At 26.2% G+C, this 22,190-nt stretch carries 22 protein-coding genes; 7 read left to right on the forward strand and 15 right to left on the reverse strand.

Annotated elements, in window-relative coordinates; all coding sequences use genetic code 11:
• The first annotated feature begins 125 nt into the window (after window positions 1-125).
• The 6 genes from C4S77_RS11090 to C4S77_RS11115 all read left to right on the forward strand — a co-directional run bounded on the left by C4S77_RS11090 (window position 126) and on the right by C4S77_RS11115 (window position 4,361).
• Window positions 126-1,163, forward strand: a complete 1,038-nt coding sequence (locus C4S77_RS11090; protein ID WP_105247604.1) for an aminoglycoside phosphotransferase family protein — start codon at window positions 126-128, stop codon at window positions 1,161-1,163.
• Complete coding sequence (locus C4S77_RS11095) at window positions 1,160-1,573, forward strand: RapZ C-terminal domain-containing protein (protein ID WP_181042879.1); 414 nt, start codon at window positions 1,160-1,162, stop codon at window positions 1,571-1,573. The genes C4S77_RS11090 and C4S77_RS11095 overlap by 4 nt, the downstream gene beginning before the upstream one ends.
• Window positions 1,574-1,727: 154 nt before the next feature.
• Window positions 1,728-2,420 carry a hypothetical protein gene (locus C4S77_RS11100; RefSeq protein WP_146106110.1) on the forward strand — a complete coding sequence of 231 codons (693 nt, stop codon included), beginning with the start codon at window positions 1,728-1,730 and terminating at the stop codon, window positions 2,418-2,420.
• Between the two features lie 18 nt (window positions 2,421-2,438).
• Entirely contained in the window at window positions 2,439-3,254 is an 816-nt protein-coding gene (gene panB / locus C4S77_RS11105) for a 3-methyl-2-oxobutanoate hydroxymethyltransferase (RefSeq protein WP_105247607.1), read from the forward strand.
• Between the two features lie 28 nt (window positions 3,255-3,282).
• A complete protein-coding gene (locus C4S77_RS11110; protein ID WP_105247608.1) occupies window positions 3,283-3,966 on the forward strand; it encodes an RluA family pseudouridine synthase in 684 nt (227 codons plus the stop codon).
• A complete protein-coding gene (locus C4S77_RS11115; protein WP_221405125.1) occupies window positions 3,945-4,361 on the forward strand; it encodes a ribosomal maturation YjgA family protein in 417 nt (138 codons plus the stop codon). Before C4S77_RS11110 ends, C4S77_RS11115 begins: the two co-directional genes overlap by 22 nt.
• A 33-nt stretch (window positions 4,362-4,394) precedes the next feature.
• On the opposite strand, the gene C4S77_RS11120 is transcribed toward C4S77_RS11115, so the two are convergent.
• Complete coding sequence (locus tag C4S77_RS11120; RefSeq protein WP_105247609.1) at window positions 4,395-5,147, reverse strand: RHS repeat protein; 753 nt, start codon at window positions 5,145-5,147, stop codon at window positions 4,395-4,397.
• A 71-nt stretch (window positions 5,148-5,218) separates the two neighbouring features.
• On the opposite strand from C4S77_RS11120, the gene C4S77_RS11125 reads away from it, so the two are divergent.
• On the forward strand, window positions 5,219-5,581 hold the full coding sequence (locus C4S77_RS11125; protein WP_105191687.1) for a YraN family protein: 363 nt from the start codon (window positions 5,219-5,221) through the stop codon (window positions 5,579-5,581).
• On the opposite strand, the gene C4S77_RS11130 is transcribed toward C4S77_RS11125, so the two are convergent.
• The 14 genes from C4S77_RS11130 to C4S77_RS11190 all read right to left on the reverse strand — a co-directional run bounded on the left by C4S77_RS11130 (window position 5,576) and on the right by C4S77_RS11190 (window position 22,188).
• A complete protein-coding gene (locus C4S77_RS11130) occupies window positions 5,576-6,274 on the reverse strand; it encodes a tRNA1(Val) (adenine(37)-N6)-methyltransferase (protein ID WP_105191685.1) in 699 nt (232 codons plus the stop codon). The genes C4S77_RS11125 and C4S77_RS11130 overlap by 6 nt on opposite strands.
• Complete coding sequence (locus C4S77_RS11135; RefSeq protein WP_181042880.1) at window positions 6,267-7,661, reverse strand: sensor histidine kinase; 1,395 nt, start codon at window positions 7,659-7,661, stop codon at window positions 6,267-6,269. Before C4S77_RS11135 ends, C4S77_RS11130 begins: the two co-directional genes overlap by 8 nt.
• Before the next feature lie 77 nt (window positions 7,662-7,738).
• Window positions 7,739-9,115 carry a hypothetical protein gene (locus tag C4S77_RS11140; RefSeq protein WP_105247611.1) on the reverse strand — a complete coding sequence of 459 codons (1,377 nt, stop codon included), beginning with the start codon at window positions 9,113-9,115 and terminating at the stop codon, window positions 7,739-7,741.
• A 24-nt stretch (window positions 9,116-9,139) separates the two neighbouring features.
• Entirely contained in the window at window positions 9,140-10,288 is a 1,149-nt protein-coding gene (locus C4S77_RS11145) for an ABC transporter ATP-binding protein (protein WP_105247612.1), read from the reverse strand.
• A 98-nt stretch (window positions 10,289-10,386) separates the two neighbouring features.
• A complete protein-coding gene (locus C4S77_RS11150) occupies window positions 10,387-11,577 on the reverse strand; it encodes a zinc metalloprotease (protein ID WP_260209932.1) in 1,191 nt (396 codons plus the stop codon).
• 25 nt (window positions 11,578-11,602) lie between these two features.
• A complete protein-coding gene (locus tag C4S77_RS11155) occupies window positions 11,603-13,471 on the reverse strand; it encodes a prenyltransferase/squalene oxidase repeat-containing protein (RefSeq protein WP_105247613.1) in 1,869 nt (622 codons plus the stop codon).
• Window positions 13,472-14,107: 636 nt separating this feature from the next.
• The gene (locus tag C4S77_RS11160) at window positions 14,108-14,461 is read right to left on the reverse strand and encodes a hypothetical protein (protein WP_105247614.1); all 354 of its coding nucleotides are present in this window, start codon (window positions 14,459-14,461) and stop codon (window positions 14,108-14,110) included.
• Between the two features lie 9 nt (window positions 14,462-14,470).
• Complete coding sequence (locus C4S77_RS11165; RefSeq protein WP_105247615.1) at window positions 14,471-15,610, reverse strand: hypothetical protein; 1,140 nt, start codon at window positions 15,608-15,610, stop codon at window positions 14,471-14,473.
• 85 nt (window positions 15,611-15,695) lie between these two features.
• The gene (locus C4S77_RS13070; RefSeq protein ID WP_181042881.1) at window positions 15,696-15,863 is read right to left on the reverse strand and encodes a hypothetical protein; all 168 of its coding nucleotides are present in this window, start codon (window positions 15,861-15,863) and stop codon (window positions 15,696-15,698) included.
• A gap of 416 nt (window positions 15,864-16,279) precedes the next feature.
• Complete coding sequence (locus C4S77_RS11170) at window positions 16,280-17,443, reverse strand: peptidase associated/transthyretin-like domain-containing protein (protein WP_105247616.1); 1,164 nt, start codon at window positions 17,441-17,443, stop codon at window positions 16,280-16,282.
• Window positions 17,444-18,302: 859 nt separating this feature from the next.
• Entirely contained in the window at window positions 18,303-18,503 is a 201-nt protein-coding gene (locus C4S77_RS11175) for a hypothetical protein (RefSeq protein ID WP_105247617.1), read from the reverse strand.
• A gap of 168 nt (window positions 18,504-18,671) precedes the next feature.
• Window positions 18,672-20,006: a DUF58 domain-containing protein gene (locus C4S77_RS11180; RefSeq protein ID WP_395856436.1), complete on the reverse strand. Its 1,335-nt coding sequence runs from the start codon at window positions 20,004-20,006 to the stop codon at window positions 18,672-18,674.
• A 2-nt stretch (window positions 20,007-20,008) separates the two neighbouring features.
• On the reverse strand, window positions 20,009-20,992 hold the full coding sequence (locus tag C4S77_RS11185) for an AAA family ATPase (RefSeq protein ID WP_105247618.1): 984 nt from the start codon (window positions 20,990-20,992) through the stop codon (window positions 20,009-20,011).
• Window positions 20,992-22,188: a DUF4350 domain-containing protein gene (locus C4S77_RS11190; RefSeq protein ID WP_146106111.1), complete on the reverse strand. Its 1,197-nt coding sequence runs from the start codon at window positions 22,186-22,188 to the stop codon at window positions 20,992-20,994. The genes C4S77_RS11185 and C4S77_RS11190 overlap by 1 nt, the downstream gene beginning before the upstream one ends.
• Window positions 22,189-22,190 lie beyond the last annotated feature (2 nt).

Raw genomic sequence — 22,190 nt, forward strand, 5'->3', positions numbered from 1 at the left:
ACTTCTAAATTATCTTAAGTAAATTATAATTCATAATTAAATTTTTCAATAAAATATATATGTCATTGATAATGATATAACAAGGTATATCATTTTTTTATGTTTAAATTGCACTTATTTTTATTATGGATCAGGAACAAATATTAGAAAAAGTGCATAAATTTTTATTCTCATATTTTAATTCCAGAGAATATGAAATTTCACCTATTACAAACAGTGCATCAGATAGAAAATATTTTAAAATAAAGTTTAATAAAGTATTTTTTATATTAACATTTAGTAGTAATATAGCAGAAACACAAACATTTTTATATTTTTCTAAAATATTCAAAAAAGAAGGTATTCCTGTACCGGAAATTTTGAAAGTAGACGCTGATTTGGATATTTATTTACAGGAATATTTAGGAAATCAAAATTTATTTTCAATAGTAAATCAAGAAGGAGAAAATATAAAAATTAAAAAATTATATGAACAATCCTTAGATGACTTAATAAAACTACAATTTAAAGTATCCAAAAAAATAGATTATTCACAATGTTATGATTTTTGTAGGTTTGATAGAAATATAATTTTTAATGATTTAAATTATTTTAAATTTTATTTTTTTATGCCTTTGGAAATACCCTATTCTAATAATAAATTATTGCATGAATTTTATCAAATTGGGAAAAAAATAGAACAATTATCTCCCCAAGGTTTTGTATTTCGAGATTTCCAATCCAGAAATATTATGATTAAAGAATCTAAACCGTATTTTATAGATTATCAGGGAGGAATGAAAGGAAATACTTTATATGACCTTGTGTCTTTATTATGGCAAGCAAAAGTTCATCTATCAGTAAAATTAAAAGAAGATTTAAAATACTATTATGTAGAAAAAGTTAAAGATATAAGTCATTTATCCATAGATCAGTTAGAAGAAGCCTATCAATACTGTTTGCTTATAAGGCTATTGCAAGTTTTAGGAGCTTATGGATTTCGAGGAATGTTTCAAAAAAAAGAACATTTTATTAATAGCATAAGTCTAGGATTAGATAATTTAAAATGTTGGATGGGGCAAAGTACTATTATTAAAAATTATCCTGAATTATATAAAATCATTTCCAGTTTATTTAATAAAGATGTAGAAAATAAAATTAATGACATAATAAATAAATCATGAAAAAAACACTGCAAATTTTAGTTCAAAGTTTTTCTTATCGTAAAGGATATCCGGAAGATCCAGCTGGGAATGGGGGAGGATTTGTTTTTGATTGTCGTGGCATTTTAAATCCCTATAGATTTGGAAATTTAAAATATCTCACAGGTAAAGATAAAGAAGTTGAAGAATTTTTTGTTGAAAAAACGGATATGCCAGAATTTATTGAATCTATAAAAAAGATTATTGATATTACAATTAACAATTATTTAGAACGTGAATTTTCAGATTTACAAATTAATTTTGGATGTACTGGGGGGCAACATAGATCTGTATATTCTGCAGAAAAAATAGCATTATATATAATTGAAAAATATCCTCAAACTCGAGTTTCCCTTGTACATAGAAATTCTAAAAATTGGATGTTGAAATAGCTTATATAAAAAGCAAATAATTTTGAAGAATCTTATAAAATTATTATTTCTATTTTTTCAGTTGTTTATGTTCTCGTGTTATGGACAAAAAAATGTTATTAATTTTAATCCTAGATATTTACCTGATAAAATATATAAGAAAAATATTACTCAAATGTGTGTAATACAATTGGAAATTCAGGGAAATAAAGAAATGTTAGAAGAAATAATAAAAAATGGAATTGAAAATCCTGCTATACAAACAGAAAAGGAAAGAGAAAAAATATTAATAACTACCGGTAAATTATCACCTAATCATACTTTTCCAATCTCAGGTAAAACAGAAAATATTGAAAATTCAAAGTTAAAAGGAATAGCATTTAAAGGATTTTGCAAATTAGGAAATTCTCCCATAATAAATTCGTTAGATTCCTTACAATTAAAAAAAGATATAGAGCAAAAATTGATTTTATATATTGAGAAATTATTGCGAGAGAATATTATTTCTCAAAGAAAAATTAAAATTGGAGATAGTATTTCAGTTGTTTCACCACTTATTAATTATTCAACAGAAAATTTGAATATAGATTTGAAAGAGGCGACTATTTATTATTTACAGAAAATAAAGGGGAAAAAAGTTTTTTTTAACTTTACTCAAAATTATATAACCAAAGCAGCTATTAACAAATCACAGTTTTCAGGAAATGGGAAAGGAAAAGGAATTTTAGTTTATGATTTAGAAAAACAATTTATCATTTATAGTAAAAGTTCTGGAAAGGTAGAATTAGATTCAGGCAATATATATCCAGACATTAATTTTAGTATAAAAATGAAATTTAATACAAAAGAGAAAAATACAATAAAATAAACATTTTATTAAATCCTTATGTCTATACACTTTGAATTAAAAAAAATTACTACAGAAACTTTAAAAAAAATGAAAGTTTCCGGAGAAAAAATTTCTATGTTAACCGCTTATGATTATTCTATGGCAAAGCTTGCTGATGAAGGAGGATTAGAAGCTATATTAGTTGGAGATTCAGCAGCAAATGTTATGGCTGGTTATGAAAGTACATTACCTATTACATTAGATCATATGATTTATCATGCGCAATCGGTGGTTCGAGCCGTTAAAAGAGCATTGGTAATAGTAGATTTGCCTTTTGGTACATATCAGTCAGACCCTATACAAGCCTATAATTCAGCTGTAAGAATAATGAAAGAATCAGGAGCTTCAGCAATCAAAATAGAAGGAGGAGAAGAAATAAAAGATTCTATAAAATCAATTTTAAATTCAGGTATTCCTGTTATGGGACATTTAGGGCTTACTCCCCAATCTATTAATAAATTTGGGTCATTCAAGCTAAGGGCAAAAGAACTAGATGAAGCAGAAAAGTTAATTTCCGATGCCAAATTACTTGAAAAATTAGGGTGTTTTTCTATAGTTTTAGAAAAAATTCCTTCAGATTTAGCAGAAAAAATCTCTCGAGAATTAAGTATTCCTATTATAGGTATAGGAGCAGGTAATGAAACTGATGGACAGGTGTTGGTAATACATGATTTATTGGGTATGAATAAAGACTTTAAACCTAAATTTGTCCGTAAATACTTAAATCTTCATGAAGAAATAACAGAAGCTGTTTCACAATATGTTAAAGATGTAAAAAGCAAAAATTTCCCAAATAAAGAAGAAAGTTTTTAAATAATTCTTTTAATATTTTGTATTCAATATGAATTTTGAAGAGCAAATACTTTTTGAAGATAATCACATTATTATAATTAATAAAAAATCAGGACAAATTGTACAAGGAGATAAAACTGGTGATGTTCCATTGGTAGATGAAGTTAAAAATTACTTAAAAAATAAATATAATAAACCCGGTAATGTATTTGCCGGTTTAGTACATAGGTTAGATAGACCCACATCCGGAATTGTAATTTTTGCTAAAACCAGTAAAGCATTAAGTCGCCTAACTCAAATGCTCAAAAAAAGGGAAATTAAAAAGACATATTGGGCAGTAATAAAAAAAAAGAATTTGCCTGAAAGTCAGCGTTTAGTACATTATTTAAAAAAGAATGAAAAAAATAATAAAACTATAGCATATAATCATCCATTTCAAAATGCTAAAGAAGCAATATTAACTTATCATATAATTAAAAAATCGGATCACTATCAATTATTAGAAATAAATTTAGAAACAGGAAGACATCATCAAATCAGAGCCCAATTAAGTGCGATAGAATGTCCTATTAAAGGAGATTTAAAATATGGTTTTGAACGATCTAATGCGGACGGGAGTATACATTTATTAGCTAGAAAAATAGAATTTATACATCCAGTAAAAAAAATAAAAATTTTTTTAGAAGCCCCTGTTCCTCAAAATGATAATCTATGGAAAAGCTTTCAAAAATAAATTTTGTGAAATTAAGATTTAGTATTTATGATTTTCTATTTAGCTTATTATTTTTTCTACTTGAGATTTTTATTGGTCTTTTTGTAAAAGATCATTTTATAAGACCTTGGGGCGGAGACTTTTTAGTGATATTTTTAATTTATTATTTTATAAAGGCATTTATAAAAATACCCTCTCTATTACTTATATTTTTAGTTCTAATTTTTGCGTGTTTAGTAGAAATTGGTCAATATTTTCATATAGTAGATATATTAGAAATTAAAAATAAGATATTAAGAATAGCTATCGGAAATTCTTTTAGTTGGGGTGATATATTAGTCTATATTTTGGGGGCCATTACTTGTTACTATTTTGATAGCAAAATATTTAATAAAAAAGGGAAAATTTCTAATTAGAAATCTTCCCTTTATTTATAATTTAAATTTAAATTATTTCACATAAATATATTTGATATTTATCTCAGTATTATTATTTACAATAATTTTTAACGGATATTTAGAAGGATTAAATTCAATATAACTATATGTATTTCCATCCCAATCAGTAATAATATTATTGATTAAATTAAAAGTTCCCGGAAATTCTTCTCCAAAATTATTAAATAACCAATTAGGTGTCTGTACAGAGCTCATCCATCCTTTTGTTTTATCATAAACATTTTGGTCACTGTTTTTAGTAAGTAAATTGCCAGCAGCATCGTATCCGTAAGTAATTGTTCCTGTGTCAGGATTATTTTTTGAAATCAGTTGCTGTTTGCTATTCAACGTAAGAGTGTAAGTTTTATTTACTCCGGAAATTATAACATTTTCTAATATGTTTTCTTTATCTATATATTTATAGGTGTACTTGGCAATACCCGTTTTATATGAATTTACAGACACCTCTGTAACATTATTGGTATTTTCGTCATAAGCAATGTTATAGGTATTTTTATATCCTCCGGTAAGTGTTTCCTGAATAGATATAAGCTGATTTTTAGAATTATAATCTAATGTAATGTAACTACTAGTAGATATAGCTCCGGTACTAGGATCTGTAAAAGATTTTGTAATTTCTGAAGGTAATAATTTCAGATTTTGAGAGGAATTATCTATTTCGTAAGGTTCAAAATTTTCTTCTCCACAAGAGAAAAATAACGAAAAAGAGAACATAGTAATAGCTATTAACAATAAATTTTTCATAAATTGCTTTTTGCAAATATACTATATTTTTATAGATCTTTCATGATAGAACCTTATAAAGTGAATTAAAAATGGCATTGCATAATGATTTAGGAAAAGAAGCCGAAAATGAAGCTGTAACTTATTTGATTTCAAAAGGGTATGATATTTTAGAGAAAAATTGGAGATATAAAAAAGCTGAGGTTGATATAATTACACTTTATAAAGAAGAATTGGTAATTGTAGAAGTTAAAGCCAGAAGTTCCGATCTTTTTATAAATCCTGAAGATGCTGTTACTCCAGCAAAGAGGAAAAGAATTATTGAAGCAGTTAATTATTATGTAATAGATAAAGATTGGAATGTAAATGTTAGATTTGATATTATTTCTTTATTAAAAAAGAGAGAAAAATGGACCATTAATCATATAGAAGATGCATTTGATATTCTTTTATAAATAAAAATCTTTGGTTAGCTCTTTATACTCAGCAGACCATACACGTGGACTTTTTTCAACATAAAAATATCTTTCTTCTTTTTTTATGGGGTCTATGTTAGAAAACTCAACTATAGTCCTATTTATTTTTCCATTTTTAATGCCGGATATACGTACAATTTTTTGAGGGTATAAATGTATTGACTCTGCGAAAGAAAAAATAACTTCTTCATCATAATGTGGGAATATACATCCCATGATTCCTTTATTATTAAGTAAAATTTTTGATTTTAATAATAAGGTTCTATAATCCAATTTTAATTGTTGTCTAGCTATGGGATGCTTAGTATGATGGGGTTGAGTGCTTTTAAAATAAGGAGGGTTACAAATAATATAATCAAAATGAAGTAAAGGAGAAAATTTTTGTAACTCTAAATTAAAAACAGTAATTCTTGACGAAAAATCAGAATTTGAAATATTTTTTTGCGCTAGTAAAAAGGCTTCTTTTTCCGATTCTAGTGCTGTTATGGTTGCTTTAGAATTTCGCTGGGCACACATAAGAGAAAGTAACCCTGTGCCGGTTCCTATGTCTAAAATAGTTTGAGCGGAATTAATATTTGTAAGACAGCCTAATAACACACTGTCTGTGCCAACTTTAAAAACGGATGGAGCTTGTAAGATTGAGAATTTTTTAAAATGAAAAATCTTATTCATTTTTAGGAATTTCAAATTTAAAAACAGTACCTTCTCCTACTTCAGAAAAAAAGGAAATATTACCATCATATTCTTCAATAATTTTTTTTGTTATAGCAAGCCCTAATCCACTACCACTGGTTTTGGTAGAAAATTGTGGAGTAAAAATTTTAGGTTGTATTTTTTCAGGTATACCATTACCATTATCTATGATTATAAAATATACCATACGTATATCATGTCTTATTTTTACAATAATATTTGGAATTCTTTTCTCAGGAACTGATTGAAAAGCATTTTTGATAAGATTAGTAAGAACTCTGTTTAGTAAGTTAGGATCTATATTTAATATAATGGAGTCTTCCAAATAATCCATTACTAAATATTGAGAAGGGAATATTTCCAAGCAATTTTTAACCACTTCAATTACATTTATTCTTTCATCTTTCTTTAGTGGCATTTTAGCAAAATCTGAGAAAGCCTCGGCTATAGAAGATATAGTATTGATTTGTTGAATTAGTGATTGAAAAAGAATGTTTAGCTTACTAACCACTTCCGGATCTTTAGGGTTGAATTTCATTTGGAAACTTTGAATTTCCAGTTTCATGGGAGTTAATGGGTTTTTAATTTCATGAGCCACTTGCCTGGCCATTTCTTGCCAAGCACTATCTTTTTCTGCCTTTATAAGAGCATCCGTTTGCTGTTTAAATTTAGATAACATAGTGTTATAAGCACTAACTAAAGGACTTATTTCATCTATATAGCTGTATAGAATGGGGCGATTATGTGAAAGGGCGCCGGTATCACTTAATCGATAAGCTATTTCTTTAATTCTTTTGGTAAGATTTTGTGAAAAAAACCATGAAAATATTCCACTGATTATCATTACTATAAACATTATAGCCACATATCTATATAATAAATCATAAAAATCTTTTTTTAAGAAATAATCATCATGAAGATATGGGAAATTTATTATAGCTATAGGTTGATAATCATTATTATATATGTATCTATATACAGAGGTAGAATTGGAATTGGCATTAGGTGATTTTTCAGTTATTTCTATGCGATCATTATTTCTATTGAGATTTTTTAATATTTCTTTGGAAATAAACTCAGTTTTTTGAGTTGGTATTTTATTCCCTAAAATAAATTTACCATCTAATGAATAAAAATTAATATCTATATTATTTATATCAGCGATTTCATAAATTTTATTGCCTATTTTTTCTTTTACTTCTTTTGCTTTAGTATTTCTGTTAGAAAGAAGATAATCAAAAGTTTCAATAATTAATTGTTCTTTTCTTTCCAATCTTCTATTATTATAATCTTTTGCAATTTTAATGTATTGGTAAAAAGTTATAATTCCCATAGCAAATATGGTACTAATCACAACTAAAATCATGACTAAAAAAATGCGAAGAGAAAGTGGAAATCTTCTATACATTAATTATAAGAATAAGAATATAAACCAGAAATAAATTATTCTTCAGGTAAGGCACGTAATTTTTTTATAGGTTTCATTAAAAAGAAAAATATAATATTAACAAATATAAGATTTATCCAGAAAAATAAATTAGGATAATTTCTAAAAATTGATTTATCTACAAATTTTGTGTAATATAAAATTAATGGGAGTATAGGAATTAACCAAATACTGAGATTAAGTATAACAGGAGATTTTCTCTTAGGTAAATGGTTTAATATCAGATTGGCTAAATAAATTATCATTATAATAAATAGTCCATACCAGAAAGAAATAACTAGCATTATTATAATAAATTCATCATCATAGTTAAATAATATATCAAAAAAAGCTACAGCTATTCCAAAAATAAAAATTAAAAGACCTGCTACCACCAGGCTTATTAACCAGGATTTACCGCTGGTTACTCTGAATGAGAACAAGGCGATAGATATAAATAAACTTATATATAAGGTTGTGCGTAATAATTGTTCAGTTTTACTTAATGAATTTTCTAAACAATTATCATTAATTTTTTGATAACCATTAATTAGATTATTATATTGTACATAGTATACATGTTTATTACTATACTCATAAACAGGTTTTTCGCGTTCGATATGATTTTGGGGATTAATTGGAAAATCAGGGTAATGATAAATTAAATCAAACCATTTATCAGCAGTTAGATTGGTTTCTAAATTATGTTTTTTTTGTAGATCAAGGTATTGTTGTATAAGTAATTTAATACTATCTTTTTTATCTTCAATTAACCATTGTCTTACAGTATTTAAATTTGTAGAATCAGCAAAGAAAAATGACCTAAAGGAGAAGGATTCACTTTCAGGATAATTTAACAGGGATGCAACTACAGAATCTTTATGTTCATTATTTGGATTTGCTACATCTGTTTCATCATAAGATGTCTCTGATTTAGGGATTAATATTCTGATTTTATCTAATATATTTACGCCTTTTACAAATTGTTTATGGGAGACCTGATTTTGTCGTCTTAATACAATTCCCTGATTATAAGAAAAACAATAAAGAGCATTAGCACTTACAAGAATAAAAATGAGAATCCACTCATAGTACAAAGAAATAGATTTTTTCGGATAAAAAGATTTAAAGGCATTATTTTTCAAGTAAAATATTAACCAGATTATGAATGTTAAAACAGATGTAAATCCGGCTATAAAGTATAATAAGTCCATATTTCGAAAAGAAGAATAATAATAATATGATGTATCCTGGAAATCAATTTTTCCGGATATATATCCGAAAAAGAAAAACAAAAGATTAAGTCCTAAAATAGTAAGTCCTATAGGTAGAATTTTTATATTCCAAAGTAATGGGTAATTAAGCAGTAAATATTTTTGAGTTTTTTTAAACATAATATTGTTATAAATAATTAGAAGTTAAATAAAGAAACGACGTGTAGAGTTGGAAATATCTCTAAAATATTTTATAGGAATATTTTCTTGAATAATTGTTTCTAAAAAATTTTTTATAGAGGTTGTTGCAGGAAAATTTGCTATATAAGTTCCACCATTGTAATGGAGTTTTATAAGATTTAATTGCTGGAATGTTTTATATAATTCTTCTTGATTCCAATCAGATTCAAATTCAATAATAAACTCATGTATTTTATTATCAATAGTTTCAGTCTTTAAATTTCTTTGTTCTCCATGTTTTAAGAATATAACCTGATCGGAAGTTTTCTCTACCTCATATAGTTGCTGGGAGCTTAGTACTATTCCTAATGGTCTGAATGGTGATTTGGCTATAGCTTTAAAGTCATCTAAAACAATTTGTTGTGCCATAATGTCTAGATTGGCTAAAGGCTCATCTATGAGTAATAATTTTGGCTTTCTTAGAAGCATACGGGCTAATTCAAAACGCATTTTATAACCGGAAGAAAGGTTTTTCCAACTTAGTTTTTTATAATCCCTAAGTCCCATACGGCTTAGAATTAAATCTGTTATTAATTCATTTTCTTCACTGGCTACTCCATAGCAAGAAGCAGTGAATCTTAAATTATCTAACATAGAGCCATACCAATTATTTGTTCTCTGTGGTATATATATAAGTTGAGTTCTCAAGTCATAAATGTCTGAATAGGTAAAATGATATTTAATTTCTCCTTCAGTAGGATTTAATTCTTTACATAAAGACCGTAATAGGGTAGTTTTCCCATTACCGTTTTCTCCTACTAGTCCTATAATTTCTCCTTCAGATATTTTTAAATTTATAGGTCCCAAAGCAAATGGAGATTTACTATATGACTTTTTTAAGTTATTGATTTCTAATAGACATTTTTGGCTTTTTATTTCTTTTTTGGATAAAAACTGGTGTAGTTCCTGAAGTATAGTAAGATATTTTTCTTTTTTTTCTTCTGTATTGGATTGGTTATAATCTACCCAAGCTAAAAGATTGTAAGTTTTTTTATAAAAAGAAAAGTCTTCCGTATCTAAGGTTAAATCTATAATTCTTTTAAGAGTAAAAGTGAAATCCTCAAATTGTAAAGAATGTAAAATTTTCTCGTATTGTTTTTCAAATAAATTCATGAAATTCTATAAAATAATTTATATATACATTAAAATAAATATTATTACTTATTTAAGATGACAAATATAAATTTAATTTATGGGTTAATGGCAAAAAATTAAGATTTTGATAATTTATCTTTTTTAGATATAATAAAACCTTTAATGAAATTAAATAACAAATAAAAAAATAACATGGGCACCAAAAGTTGTGCAAATTCACTAAAAGAAAATTCAGCTCCTCGTGTAAATAGATTTTTAAAAAAATTATATAGATTTTTAGGAAATAGTAATATGGAATTTGGGTTTTTAATAATTACATAGTAAACAAATAATAAAATAATAGAATAACTAATCAACCCATAGAAAAATAAAAGAAAATCTTCTCCTTTCCATTTTTTTTGTTTTTTTGAAAAAATACTTAACACTTTTTTTCCTGCATGGCTCATAAGATTAGGTTTATTAATAATATCTGAAAAAATCCAATATCCATCGCTTCTTAAAAAAGGGTTAAGATTATTAAGAGTTTTAATACATACAATTGAAGCTAATACAGCTAAGAATGAATTTTTTAAAATAAGCGTAGCAAAAACAACTATTAGAGAGCAAAAAATTAATTCAAAATACATGCCTGCTAAATTTACTACTATTCTTTGTTTTTTGGGTAGTCTCCATACATCTGTGACATCTGCATAATATACAGGGGTAAATAAGTAAAATCCTCCGCCTATTCCACCATGTTTTGCTCCAAAATAATTTGCAGAAGAAGCATGTCCTATCTCATGAAAAGTAGTACTCATAGCCATAAGGATAAAGAAATATATAAGACTGTTTCTCAAATTAAAAGAGGAATAAAGGTCAAAGTGGTAGTACAGGCAACTACCAATAATACCTATGCAAAGAATAATAACACAAATAGAAATTTTAGATTTAAACAAGAAACCAAAGAATGGCGTAATCTTTTTTAGTAAATTTTCATTAAATATTATAAAACTAAGATTTAAATATCCGGGTTTTTTATATTTTTTTAGATTTTCATTTTCACCTTCAAGTAATCCATAAGGTTGTAACTTTTTGTATAATAAATCGTGTACAAATTCCTCTGTGAGTTCTAAATCATATTGGTTGTTATAGGCAATTATAATATCATGAATACTCTTTTTTCCATCTATAAGACAAAGCAAGTCATAAACTTCATTAGATATTTTTACATAATGGTTTTGTATGGTATCATGAAGAAGATATTCACTCTTAGAAAAATTAGTGAATTCAATATTGCCTGCAATTTTAGGAATTAAATGATCATCCATTTCACGAAATTTGTTATTTACAAAGTTACATAGATAATGCCTTTAAAACAAAAGCAGTAGTTAAAACTTTACTTTGATATGGTTGTCCGGCTTTAGGACGAATAAAATCGACCGCATTCCAGCTTCCGTTTTTGTTTTGTGAAATAATTAAATATTTTTTTCCGGCATTTATATATTTTTTATATACATCTTTATCAAATAGCTTTAAACATAGAAGAGCAAAGGAAGTATTTAAAGCATCTGATCCTGAATTATCTCCCCAACCTCCATCATGGTTTTGATTTTGAACAATAAAATTTATAGCCTGTTGTATTTCTTTTTTATATAAATCTTTTTGAATAGATAAAGCTCTAAGGGCAGTATAGGTTCCATAATAAACACCATAATACCATCGGGCAGCCCAATAGCCTTCCTTTAATTGTGAACGGACTACGTATTGTAAAGATATGTTTATTTGGCTCTTAAAAGATTCATCTTTGAGAAGATGTAAAGCGTATATAAAATTGGCTACTACCTCAATATCCGGGCCCGTTCCCCATAAAGTTTGGTTACAATACTCTTGTTTTTGTTGTATTTTTGTCTGATTTTTTCTAGGTATAATCCAAGTTTCAATTCCTCCATTAGCATCTGTTCTTTCTTCTAAAGCTATATTTATTGGTTTAGCACAGTATTTAGAAATTAAATGGGTTTTGTCAAACTTTATAAATACTTGTAAGATCTGAGCTAAATCGTCTATATCCGAAGCAATTTCTTTTACATCCGGATAATAAGACCAACCCCCAACCTTGTCTTTCCGTCTTTTATTTATCCAATATATAGTCTCTTTTTCTATATAATCAGAAATATTTAAAGCATATTTATTAGCAATATGAAGCAAACAATCATCTAACATAGCCCTTTGAAAAACATCACTTACCTGTATAGGGGACGAATTGGTAAAACCTTGTTTTTTACTGAGATACATGATGTGTTGCAACTCTTGATAATTTTTCCGATAATCACTTTCAATAAAAGACAATCCTTGGAAAATAGTTTTATTTCGCACATTAGAATAATTAAAGAAACTATTTTGAGATAGAGCAGATTGTTCCAATTCAATTTTCTTTTCCAGTATAAGTAAATAACCTTCCGTTTCATCCAGATAATTAGATATAGTATTTGCCATATCTGAAATAGTATTTTCCCATAAACTAGAAATAGAATATTTAACCAAAACAGCTTTTGCTTTTTTAAAATATTGTATAGAGTTTTTTAATATTTTTTGGCCTATTCCACGAATGAAAAAAAGTTTATTAAGAATCTGTGGAGATAATTTTCTTTCTTCTTCAAAAAGGGAAATATTTAATTGATATACTCCCCAGTTAAATTGCCCTTTGGTAAAATCTTCATAAAAGTCTTTCACATCATCATATAGTTGAAAGCCTATGGAAAAATAATAATGAGATTGGATAAGGGATTCATATAATTGTTTATTATTAGACCCGGAAAGAATATACATGCTGTCAATAGCTATTTTTCCAAAAGCAGCCTTGAGATCTGCTAAATTTTTGTATTTGCTAAAAGAAACTGTAGATTTTTGTAGACTTAAACCTTTTTCAATACTAATAGCTTGCTGATATTCTTTTTTTCTTTGATTCCAGGTTTTCCAAAAAATAGAATTAAGTCCAAATATATGTGTGAGTTTTTTTATAGCCTCTTCCTGAAAAGCTAGGGAATAGGTTAGCTTGGTTATATCATGATCATCAATAACTGCATCTAAAAACAATAAAGATTGGTAGTATAAAAAACCCGCAGAAGACAGTTCTTTGACTAATTCAGAATCTATATTAGGAAAAAAGGCGGTGAATAATTTGGGATAATATTCATAAAATTCAGGAGATTTAGTAGTACTCATATAATTTTTCTTAAATTAATTTAAATGAACAAATATTTATTAAAAACCATTTATCGGGAATAATTTTTCTGATAACAGTTGAATAAATCCTGCAACCCAAAAACCCTCAGCTTTTGTAACTCTTAACGGATTGTAAATATTTTGTTTATTATAAAAAGGATAATTAATATATATAATAGTTATTTTTTAAATTATTAAATTTTTATATTCTATAAAATAGATAATAATTAGAATGTTGTAAAAATAATAATAAATATTATTATTTGTCTGTTTTTTTATAATAAATTACATATATATGACTTTATTTTATTATATAAAATTATAATTGATTATTTTTTTATTTTTTGATAAAAAAAATACTATAGTTTCTTTTATTTTTATTTGTTTGGGATAAAGTCCACTTAGGGATATGCTGTAAAACTGCCTGTGTACTAAAAATTAATACAATTTATTACTATAGAAAGACTTTTAAAAAAGTGAAATATATATATAAAGGTGAAATTTTATGTAGTGATTCAAATAACTTGAATTCCACTAAGGGTTAGAATAATTTAGAGTAATATTCATAGAATTTAGGAACAGGATTAGTTAACCTCATATAGTTAGCTTGAAAAATGTTATTATAAGTATGAAAGTTTATAATAAACTATTTTTTGGGAATAATTTTTCCGATAACAGTTGAATAAATCCTGCAACCCAAAAACCCTCAGCTTTTGTAACTCCTGACGGATTATATATATTTTGTTTATTATAAAAAGGATAATTAATATAATAGTTATATTTTAAATTATAATTTAAATCCTTTTGTTTTAAGTATTCGCTGTATAGAAGATTATTTTGGTAGATGTTGTTTAATTGTAGTATTTCCTGTGTATTAATAAAATTTTCAGGTAAAAAAGTAATTGATTCTTTTTGGGTCTGGGAAGAGATTTCTTGGCCATAAATAATATGGAAAGAAAAAGCAATGAGTAAAATGAATAAGGTTTTCATGGCTTATTATTATTTAATTTCTGTAAATTCCTTTTCTTGCTCTGATAATAAAATGAAAGAATTATTTTTTTCTTTATCAGGAATGTTGTCAGTTATTTTTTTAGACAGGTCTATTTTATTTTTTAATCCTTTATGTTTTCCTTTATTAAAGGTAGAAAAATAAATTATTTGGTTTGAGGTAATAGGAATATTTTTTGTAGTGTTTTCTCTTGTTTTGAATCCTTTAAAATTCATTTCCATGCTTGAAGGGATATATTTTCCTTTATTTTTTATGAAAGTATATTTCAATTCGGTATCGGTTGTATAAGCTTTATAAAGTATGTTGTCTATTTTTTTCTCGGTATACGTATTTGCCTGTTGGGTTTTAATCTGTAAATAAGTAATGGCTTTATCCTTGGAATTATAGATCATCTCTCCCCGTATTTTTAGTTCTTCTTTTTCAATATAGTCAGACTCAAAAGTAATTTCGTATAGATCTTCTTCTATCTTACGGCAGGTAGAACTTAGCGGGGAATCTTCGGTAGCTTGTAAGATTCCGAAAATTTCACTGTTAAGAAAAAAACGAAAAATAAAATCGGAAGGTTTTATTTGTATATCTTGGTTTTTGGTTTTATAATAGAGTATGGAATTTAAACTTATTTGTAAGAAAGAGTCCGGAGTTTTACTTTTAGAGAAATCAAACCCATTAAATAAGGTCCATATTTTCATTTGGGATATCAGTAAATTATTTAGTTTACCGTCTGAAAAAGCTTTTTGTTTTATAAGACAATCATATTCAGAAGGGGAATCATAGTATATTTTAGTGTAATTTTTTAAAATATCTTTAAAAATTTTGTTAGCAGAAAGCCCGTCAATTATTACTTCAGGTATAGTTTTTTCTATAGGTGTTAAGGTAATCAGATTAGATAAAGCTTCATTAACTATAATTATTTTCTGCTTATATAAAGGATGATAAACTAATAAACTATCTTTAAAAGTAGTCGGTATGGTTATATCTCCATCATCATTGGTGAAAAAGGTAATTTCTTTACCTCTCAATTCAACATTGGCAATAGGAGCCTGGCTTTCGAAATCAATAATTTTATATTTATTTTGTGAATAAAGTAATAATTGAGTAAGAAATAATATGAAAACAAATTCTAATTTCATTTTTATATAAAATTAATTTAGGTTATGTTACAAGAGGCTACCTACTTTAAGGTAGCCTGAATTTTTATTGGGTAACTATCTATTTTTAAAAATTAATTGTCCATTTTCCTCCATAATGGGTTTCCCCATCTGAAGTGCTAATAATAGCTGGAGATAATCTTCCCCAACCCATTTCGTATCTTTTTTCCAATTCTTCAACTTTGAATTTTTCTAATACTAATTTTTCATTTGTTTTACCTTTGGCTTGAGCCATTTGTCTTTTTTTTCATAAGAAGTTTTTTCAATCATTCAATTTTTGAATTCTATAAATTAGCTAATAGTTAGAATAATACAAAAATAATAATATATATTAATATTCTATAATTTATTTTGTAATAAATTATCTATATGCTCTTATTTTATTATATATATTTATAATGAAGTGTTTTTTTATTTTTATTTGTTTAGGATAAAGTTCTCTTGTGAATATGCTGTAAATAATCTTAGGAATAGTAATTATTTTAAATTTATTAATACGGGAAGATTTTTAAAATGTGATTTAGATAAAAAGATTAAATATTTTATATAGTTAATTCAAATAACTTGAAATCTACTAAGGTTTGGGATAATTTAGGGTAAGATTCATAGAATTCAAAAGATTTAGCAGTATTTATAGTTTTTACATAATATTTATTTGCTTAATATGGCTTTGTATTCTTTGTTATCTTGTAGTGAGTTTATAAATTTTTTCATCTCTTCAGTAAGCAATAACTGATTTTGTTTTTTCCAGAACTCCTCATTGTAAGCTCCCTCAATTTTAAAAATTTCTTTGGTTACTGAGGTGTTGGAAGTAATGTCTGAGGTAGTAGGATTGGAAAGTAGTAATTGATAATCTAAATCATATACAGTTCTTTTATTATTTCTGTCGAATAATTCCACATTATATTTAAAGACACAATTAGATTGAGTATATTTTTTTAAAGAGGAATTATAAGAATAGGAAATAGCTATATTGTAGTTCATGACCCTCCACTTAAATCCGTATTTAGAAGTAAAAGGTAATCCGGAATTTCGATCGTTTTTAGAATGGTAATAAACTGAAAGTATAGCATTGTCTGTGTTGTTTATAATATAGAATCCTTCACGGGGGTTATTTGTGTTTTCTTTAGCAGTAAAATAAATTTTAGTGTAAAGAGAATCAATATTTTCACCTTTATAAAAGTTGTAATTTTTATATTCAATTCCGATTAGTGTCGCTCGATAGAGTATTTCTTTTAAAGTAAATAATCTAAAATACTCTATTTTATTACTTGAAAATACTTTTCCAGCTTTGCGTATATTGGATACCGAAGCTTTATATTTGTTTTTTTTAATTGTAGAGGTTAAGAATGATGTTTTTCTGTGGATTTGTCCTGTAAGGTCTACTATTCTAAGTAGTTCATTATTTTGTTTTATTGTTCCCCTGAGAAAAAAAGATTCTGAATAAGGGAATAAAACATAATTATTTTTCATTTCTTTAAAAGCTTCTTCCACTATAAGTTTTGGGCTTTTTACTACTATTTCGTCTATATCAGTCATTTCAAGTGGAGTTAGTGAAATAGTAGTATGGTCTTTTATATCAGAAATTTCTTTATCCTGATAGTATAAATGATTAAAATTTATAACTCCTCCAGTATAATACAGGTAATATTTTCCTTCAGAATTAGTAAAATTTTTATTAGAATCTAAGGTAGTTATTTCTACCCCTTCTATAGGTAACCCTGTATTTTTATCGATTACTTTCCCTGTAATAATAGTCTGTGTATAATTAAAAATACATAAAAGGGAAATAAGTATAGAAAATATGATTTTCATTAATTTTAATTTATATAAACTGTCCAAAATGTTTGTTTATCCTTATTTTATAGTAATTATAATTTTTGATAAATTCTAATTTTGGACAGTTTTTATATTTAACAAATAAGTATTTAAACTATAATTGTAATAAAATTTACAAAATTATTTATGCAATATTATTATTGGCTCAGCATTCTGAAGCTCCATATGTACTTCGGGTTCAATCCAATCCATTTCATATCTTTTTTCCAATTCTTCAACTTTGAATTTTTCTAATACTAATTTTTCATTTGTTTTTACTTGTACTTGTAGCTTTTGCGATTTGTTTTTTATAAGATATTTTTTTTAATCATTAAATTTTTGAATTCTATAAATTAGCTAATAGTTAGAACACTGTAAAAATAATAATATATATTAATATATTGCATTTTTTTTGTAATAAATTATATATATGCTCTTATTTTATTATATCTAATTATAATGAAGTGTTTTTTTTATTTTTTAATAAAAAAAATATTATTTTTTCTTTTATTTTTATTTGTTTAGGATAAAGTTCTCTTGCGAATATGCTGTAAATTACCTGAGGAATAGTAATTAATTCAAATTTATTACTACAGAAAGACTTTTAAAAAAGTGATTTAGATAAAAAGAATAAAAATTTTATATAGTTATTCAAATAACTTAGAATCTATGAAGGTAATATTTGTAAAGCTCAGAGATTTTGAATTTTGATTCATTCAAGAGTTATTGAAAAAAACACTTAAAGTTATATTATGATAACTAAATTATGTAGAATAAGAGCATGTATAAGAAGATAAAATAAAGAAAAAAGAAATCTTGGTCTCTTTTTTCTTTATTTGTTAATTAAGATAAATAATTATTTATTCACGCCCCAGCTAGCGCTACCTTTTCCATTACCCCAACTAACGTCTCCTTTATCTCCATCAACGTGTACGCTTCCGCTACCCCAATCTACATTAACAGTGTACCAGCCCATTTCGTAACGTTTTTCTAATTCTTCAACTTGGAATTTTTTTACTAATTGAGCTTCTTTTTCTTTTTTGTTTAAATTTTTCATAATGAACTTTTTTTAAGTTATAAAATTTAGTTTTTTATCATTAAAATGATGATATTTTTCAAATATACAAAAAAAACACTAATATGAAATTTTTTTACAATAATTTATTTTAAATAAAAAAATAGTTTTGTTGTTTTTATGTGTATTATTATACGATTACTACTAATATTATATGCTTCCTCTGGATTTTAGTTCTAAATATTTATTAATTGTATTAATGGTTAAATTTTGAGGCTCAGTTAAAATAGATTGAATACCATGTTTTTTTAGTTCATGAACAATTAGATTCTTATCAAATTCAAATTTTTCTGCTATTACTTTTTGATAAATTTGTCTGGTATTTAGAGCTTCTTTTTCAATTAGTTTTTTTAATTCTACATTTTTAAAGAAAATTACTATAAGCAAATGATTTTTTGCAATAGCTCTTAAATAGGGTAATTGTCTATGTAAAGAATCTAAGTTTTCAAAATTTGTATAAAGTAAAAGTAAGCTTCTATGGTAAATTTTTCTTTTAATATCAATATATAATCTTTCGAAATCACTTTCAGCATAATCTGTTCTTATATTATATAAGGTTTCTAGGATCTTGTTCATTTGAGATTTTTTTCTATCAGCCACAATACGGTTTTCAACTTTTTCCGAGAAAGTAAACATTCCTGCCTTATCATTTTTTTGTAAGACTACGTTAGAGATAACCAAGCTTGAATTAATGGCATAATCTAGTAAAGACAATTCATTAAAAGGCATCATCATAATCCGACCTTTATCAATTATGGAATAAACAGTTTGAGATTTTTCATCTTGAAATTGGTTTACCATTAAAGTATTTCTCTTTGCTGTAGCTTTCCAATTAAGATTTCTTATATCATCCCCTATAATATAATCCCTGATTTGCTCAAATTCCATGGTATTTCCAATTTTACGTATTTTTTTTAAACCATATTCATGTAATTGATTAGTAAAAGCATGAAGATCATATTTGTGAAGTTGTAAAAAGGAGGGGTAAACCACAATATTTTTTTTATCGGAAAAAATATAGCGTCTTTTGACTAAACCTAAAATGCTATTAACATATACATTTAGTTTTCCATATTGATAAACTCCACGTTTTGTAGGACGAAGGGTATATAGGTAATCTTTAGTTTCAGCCGGTTTTAAATTTACTTTAAATAAAAAATCACGTTTCTGAAACTGAAAAGGTATTTCATCAATTACATTTAAATGAACAGGGAATTTATATAAGTTTTTGAAAGTTATCGATACAGGATTTTCGTCACCATTACTGAATTTTTCAGGTAAAATTCTTTGGGCATTAACTCCTTCATTTACTAGATATAAAAGCATAATATCGGCAATAATAGCAAGAAGGAACAATAAAAAAAGGAATTTTAACAATATGAATAATGGAGGAAAAAGATACGAAAATACAAAAGCAATTATAAATCCTAATATAATTAAGAATAACCGCTGTGAAAGGAATAAAGATTTAATGAAATTCAGCACAATTATCTAGGTATTTCAATTCCTTCAATGATTCGTTTCATTAACACAGATGTTGTAAGTCCTTCCATTTCCCTTTCAGGGGTCAAAATTACTCTATGTTTTAAAATATAAGGAGCTATATATTTAATATCGTCAGGAGTAATAAAGTCTTTTCCCTGTAATGCTGCATAAGCTTTTGAAGCTTTCAGTATGGCTATGGAAGCCCTTGGAGAAGCGCCTAAATATAGATTTGCATTATTACGGGTAGAAGTAACAATTTTTGCTATATACTCAATTAAAGTATCTTCAACATGAATAAGCTGGACAAGATCTTGATAACGTACTATCTCTTCTTCAGAAATTACAGGATTAACAATTTCTTCTTCTTTTTGAGATTTTAAATGATTGTGTTTTTTTATAATTTCAATTTCTTCTTCCAATTTAGGATAGTCAATTTCAATTTTAAATAAAAAACGGTCTAATTGAGCTTCCGGTAAACGGTAAGTACCTTCCTGTTCTACCGGGTTTTGAGTAGCAAGAATTGTAAAAGGGCGCTGAAAAACATGTGAAACACCATCTATCGTAATTTGTCTTTCTGCCATAACTTCAAACAAAGCAGCTTGCGTTTTAGCAGGGGCACGATTTATTTCATCAATTAAAACAATATTAGAGAAAACTGGTCCTTTTTTAAATTCAAAATCAGTAAGTTTTTCATTAAATATAGATGTTCCAATAACATCTGAAGGCATAAGATCTGGGGTGAACTGTATTCTGCTGTATGGAGCAGATATGGTTTTAGCTATAAGTTTTGCCATAATGGTTTTAGCAACTCCGGGAACACCTTCTATTAACACATGTCCATCTGATAATATAGCTGTAAGGATAAGGTCTATAGAAACCTCCTGCCCGACAATAATTTTTTTAATTTCTTCGCGAATTTTATCAGCTGCAATTTTTAAAGCAGACAAGTCAACTCGACTTTCATATTGTAAGTTTTCGTTATCCATCAATTAATATTTTTATAAAATAAGTCTATGGTTCTATTAATAAGTTTTAAATCTTCTTCAGTGGATATATCTGAATTTTGATTTTTTTGAATTAAAGATACAATTTTATCGGTTATTTCTTTAGGTACTCCAGATTTCAGATGAAGTAAGTCAGAAAACTCTGTATTGATTTTTTCAATATTCATAAAATAATGTTCTTTAACGTAGTATAAAAAGTATTTAATTTTTTTATTGATAATATCCTTATGTTCTTTGTTATTATAATATAAATTGCCTATAGTTTGTGTAAATTCTACTGTTGTATTTTTTAAAGGTTTTATAATAGGAATAATCCTTTGCGTTCTTTTTCCAAAAAAAAGGCTATATAAAACAAAACTACATAATAGTATTACCCATGCCCAATGTAACGGGGGATTATTAAAAATATACATAAGAATTCCATCAGGAGGGGTATGTATTGATTTATTATTTTCTTCCCAAAGAATAGTATTTTTATTTATATAGTTTAAAGAATTTACAACATACATATAGTTTTTATCTTTAAGCATAAAATAATTAGAATATGCCTCGGGGAATAATTGAATATAAAAATATCCTTCTCCGTATTTTTGTTTAATAAAATTTGTTTTAGTTTCAGTACCCATATGGTATTGTCCTAAAATTACGGAGTTCACACTGTCTATTTCTGAAAAATAAGCATATTGATCAACTTTTTCAAACTTATAACGTGGATTGGAAAACGAAGGATTTACAAGACTTAGTTCCACATTAGAAAAATCCTTATTAAGTATATAATAAGAAGATTCTGTTTTTAAATGTAATGAATCCAGGATTGGAGTGGGAATAAAATTAGAAACTATGAAGGCATCATTTCCCTGTTCTACAAAATCTAAAAGGTATTCTGTATCGGTTTCAGAGAGTGTGGAGTTTTGATTAATAATAAAAAAAACATCAGACCCTGTTCTATTGTTAAAACTAAGGTATGAAGAAATACTTTGTTCTATTCGTTTCTTGTTTTTTTCAGGGAATAATTGAGCCAATTCATTATAAGCTATATAAGTCCCGAAAGGAATTTTATCTTTAGACGAGTAAGTAGGTGTCCAAATTATAGGTTTAGGTTTTGTGTATTCAAGGTACATTAAAAAACCTATAACTACAATAAAAATTCCTGTATATATTTTTAATGTTCTAGACAATT

Source organism: Apibacter adventoris (genome assembly GCF_002964975.1).
GTDB classification, from domain to species: Bacteria; Bacteroidota; Bacteroidia; order Flavobacteriales; family Weeksellaceae; genus Apibacter; species Apibacter adventoris.